The sequence below is a fragment of the Dorea sp. AM58-8 genome, from assembly GCF_003464045.1.
Classification (GTDB): Bacteria; Bacillota; Clostridia; order Lachnospirales; family Lachnospiraceae; genus Claveliimonas; species Claveliimonas ammoniilytica.
Genome location: NZ_QSDM01000042.1, coordinates 1,910 through 5,018 on the forward strand (window position 1 = coordinate 1,910; position 3,109 = coordinate 5,018).

The following is a 3,109-nucleotide window of genomic DNA, read 5'->3' on the forward strand; positions in this document are numbered from 1 at the left end:
GTCAGATATGTACCTTGAAAACCGCATACAAGAAATATGATAAGATTTTTAAATATCTTAATCAAGACATCCGAGGTAATTGTTATAAACAGAGTAATGTAGTAATGATTACACACTTGAGAAAACAAGTAAAAACAAACCTAGAACCAACGCATGTAACGCTATACATGTGTGGATGTTGGAACAACCCGTTTCCAATATCTAGTTGGTTATGCTAATAAGAGCGCAGGGTGGATGCTTGGCACTAAGAGCCGATGAAAGACGTGATAAGCTGCGAAAAGCTTCGGGGAGGAGCAAATATCCAATGATCCGGAGATATCTGAATGGGGAAACCCACTTGAGCAAACCTCAAGTATCCATACGCCAATCCATAACGTATGGAGGGGAACCCGGTGAACTGAAACATCTAAGTAGCCGGAGGAAGAGAAAACAACATGTGATTCTGGAAGTAGCGGCGAGCGAAACCGGAAGAGCCCAAACCAGCGTGCGTGCATGCTGGGGTTCGGACCGCATAATTGATTGATGAGTCTAGCAGAATGGTTTTGGGAAAGCCAGCCAGAGAGGGTGAAAGCCCCGTAAGCAAAAGGCGAGTCAGCATGGCGGTATCCAGAGTAGATCGAGACACGAGAAACCTTGATTGAATGAGCGGGGACCACCCCGTAAGGCTAAATACTCCTTAGTGACCGATAGCGCATAGTACTGTGAAGGAAAGGTGAAAAGGACCCCGGGAGGGGAGTGAAAAAGAACCTGAAACCCTGTGTTTACAAGCTGTGGAACATCCATATGAGATGAACCGCGTACTTTTTGTAGAACGGTCCGGCGAGTTACGCTGGCTGGCGAGGTTAAGTTCTGAAGGAACGGAGCCGAAGGGAAACCAAGTCTTAATAGGGCGAGTAGTCAGTCGGAGTAGACCCGAAACCGGGTGATCTATCCATGTCCAGGTTGAAGTTGCCGTAAAAGGCAATGGAGGACCGAACCCACATCCGTTGAAAAGGGTGGGGATGAGGTGTGGATAGGGGAGAAATTCCAATCGAACCCGGAGATAGCTGGTTCTCCTCGAAATAGCTTTAGGGCTAGCCTCATGAGAGTCTTGCGGAGGTAGAGCACTGAATTTCCTAGGGGGCGTCAAAGCTTACCGAAGAATATCAAACTCCGAATGCCGCGTAGATGATTCATGGGAGTCAGACTGCACGAGATAAGTTGGGTAGTCAAAAGGGAAAGAGCCCAGACCTGCAGCTAAGGTCCCAAAATGTGTGTTAAGTGGAAAAGGATGTGGGATTTCAAAGACAACCAGGATGTTGGCTTAGAAGCAGCCATACATTAAAAGAGTGCGTAATAGCTCACTGGTCGAGAGGTCCTGCGCCGAAAATGTCCGGGGCTGAAACACACTACCGAAGCTCAGGAATCAACCTAGTTGATTGGTAGAGGAGCATTGCATACGGGAAGAAGCAGTACCGGAAGGAGCTGTGGACTGTATGGAAGAGAGAATGCCGGAATGAGTAGCGAGAGGAAGGTGAGAATCCTTCCGGCCGAATATCTAAGGTTTCCAGAGTAAAGCTGATCTGCTCTGGGTAAGTCGGGACCTAAGGCGAGGTCGAAAGACGTAGTCGATGGACAACAGGTTGAAATTCCTGTACTACGGTAATACAGAACTGTGGGGACGCAGTAAGAGAGCACAACCGGGAATGGAGATACCGGGGCAAGCGAGGTAGGAGTTACGTTGGCAAATCCGCGTAACAATCCGAAGACGTGATGCGTACCGAACAAAGAGTAGGGAAGAGTGTGAGCTAACTGCCAAGAAAAGCCGCTATTGTTGTTACCGTACCCGTACCGTAAACCGACACAGGTGGATGAGGAGAGAATCCTAAGGCCGACGGGAGAAGCATTGTTAAGGAACTCGGCAAAATGACTCCGTAACTTCGGGAGAAGGAGTGCCTGGGAGACCAGGCCGCAGAGAATTGGCCCAAGCAACTGTTTAGCAAAAACACAGGTCTATGCAAAACCGAAAGGTGAGGTATATGCTGACGCCTGCCCGGTGCTGGAAGGTTAAGGGGAGAGGTTAGCGCAAGCGAAGCTTTGAACTTAAGCCCCAGTAAACGGCGGCCGTAACTATAACGGTCCTAAGGTAGCGAAATTCCTTGTCGGGTAAGTTCCGACCCGCACGAAAGGCGTAATGATTTGGGCACTGTCTCAACAATGCACCCGGTGAAATTGAAATACCAGTGAAGATGCTGGTTACCTGCGCCAGGACGGAAAGACCCCATGGAGCTTTACTCCAGCTTGATACTGGGATTCGGTATTGCATGTACAGGATAGGTGGGAGACTAGGAAATGGTAACGCCAGTTGCCATGGAGTCGCTGTTGGGATACCACCCTTGTGGTACTGGATTTCTAACCTGCGCCCGTGAACCGGGCGGGGGACAATGTCAGGTGGGGAGTTTGACTGGGGCGGTCGCTCCGAAAGGGTATCGGAGGCGCTCAAAGGTTCCCTCAGAATGGTTGGAAACCATTCGAAGAGTGCAAAGGCAGAAGGGAGCTTGACTGCGACACCGACGGGTGGAGCAGGTACGAAAGTAGGACTTAGTGATCCGGTGGTATAAAGTGGGATTGCCATCGCTCAACGGATAAAAGCTACCCTGGGGATAACAGGCTTATCACTCCCAAGAGTTCACATCGACGGAGTGGTTTGGCACCTCGATGTCGGCTCATCGCATCCTGGGGCTGAAGTAGGTCCCAAGGGTTGGGCTGTTCGCCCATTAAAGCGGTACGCGAGCTGGGTTCAGAACGTCGTGAGACAGTTCGGTCCCTATCCGGCGTGGGCGTAGGATATTTGAGAGGAGCTGTCCTTAGTACGAGAGGACCGGGATGGACTGGCCGCTGGTGTATCTGTTGTTCTACCAAGAGCATGGCAGAGTAGCCAAGCCGGGAAGGGATAAACGCTGAAGGCATCTAAGCGTGAAGCCCCCCTCAAGATGAGATATCCCAACGCAAGTTGTAAGACCCCTTGAAGACGACGAGGTAGATAGGTCAGAGGTGGAAGTGTGGTAACACATGTAGCTGACTGATACTAATCGGTCGAGGGCATAACCAAGACGGAGATAGGTAAGAA

Annotated in this window: 1 rRNA gene; it reads left to right on the forward strand. The window is 50.3% G+C overall.

Annotation, left to right across the window (positions count from 1 at the left end):
- The first annotated feature begins 207 nt into the window (after nt 1–207).
- Nucleotides 208–3,091, forward strand: a 23S ribosomal RNA gene (locus DXA18_RS15215).
- Nucleotides 3,092–3,109: the final 18 nt, after the last annotated feature.